Annotated in this window: 1 protein-coding gene and 1 pseudogene; one reads left to right on the top strand and one right to left on the bottom strand. The window is 68.4% G+C overall.

What is annotated here, in order from left to right; all coding sequences use genetic code 11:
* The coding region (locus AOK01_RS40090; RefSeq protein WP_157871683.1) for an MFS transporter at positions 1-361 on the bottom strand (361 nt) is incomplete at its 3' end.
* 300 nt (positions 362-661) lie between these two features.
* Here AOK01_RS40090 and AOK01_RS42285 point away from each other — a divergent pair.
* A pseudogene (locus AOK01_RS42285) lies at positions 662-1,162 on the top strand (MFS transporter); the annotation flags it as partial.

The following is a 1,162-nucleotide window of genomic DNA, read 5'->3' as shown; positions in this document are numbered from 1 at the left end:
GCGCGGCCAGCAGCTGCCACTCCGCCTGGGCGAGCCCGCCCGCCAGGGAGGCCAGCGTGAAGAGCGCCAGCCCGACCAGGAACATCCGCTTACGCCCATACAGGTCGCCCGCCCTGCCGCCGAGCAGCATGAAGCCGGCGAAGGCGATCGTGTACGCGTTGACGACCCACTGGAGTCCCGGTGCGCTCAGCTCCAGGTCGGCGCGCATCGAAGGCAACGCCACGTTGACGACGGACACGTCGAGGACGACGAGGAACTGGCCCGCGCAGGCCAGGGCGACCACCACCCAGGTGGGTGGCGCGGGGCGACGGGACACGGATGACTTCGCGGCGGCCTTGCGCGTGGGTATCGACAGGGGCATGGGTGTCATGCTCGCAGCGGCCCTCTGCCCCGTACATCGGATTTTCGACGCACGTTTCCCTCGGAACGCCTCCCTCGGGGCACCTCGAAGCACCTCGAAGCACCTCGGACGCCTCGGACGTTTCGAAATACCCCGGGATGCAATGAGAAGGTCAAGAATTCGTTAGCGGCTCGAAGCAACGGAATAGTTGCCTGGGCACACGGGGTTCACCCTGCACCTAACGCACGCGTCACACACTCGTCCTGCACTCACCACGCACCCACTTGCTCCCGCCTGCTCCCGCCTCTGGAGGCCGCACGTATGACCCGGACCACGACGAACCCGCGGACGCGAAAGCCCAGCGGCAGCGGGATCGTCCCGGTACTCGCCTTCGCGGGCATCGTTGTCGCGGTGATGCAGACGCTGCTCGTGCCGGTCATCAAGGACCTGCCCGAGCTGCTGAGCACCTCTCCGAGCAACGCCACCTGGGTCATGACCTCGACCCTCCTCGCCGGCGCGGTGTCCACGCCGATCATGGGCCGCCTCGGCGACCTCTACGGCAAGCGGCGCATGCTGATAGCCAGCCTCTCCGTGATGGTCGTGGGCTCGCTCGTCGCCGGGTTCACCAGCGAACTGCTCGTGATGATCGTCGGGCGCTCCCTCCAGGGCTTCGCGATGGGCGCCATTCCGCTCGGCATCGGCCTGATGCGTGACGGGCTGCCGCGCGAGAAGCTCGGCTCGGCGATGGCTCTGATGAGCTCCTCGATCGGCGTCGGCGGCGGGCTGGCCCTGCCGGTCGCGGCCCTGGTCGCGCAGCACACC

It is taken from the genome of Streptomyces aurantiacus, assembly GCF_001418335.1.
In the GTDB taxonomy this organism is placed as follows: Bacteria; Actinomycetota; Actinomycetes; order Streptomycetales; family Streptomycetaceae; genus Streptomyces; species Streptomyces aurantiacus.
This window is presented reverse-complemented; position numbering and strand designations above follow the sequence as displayed.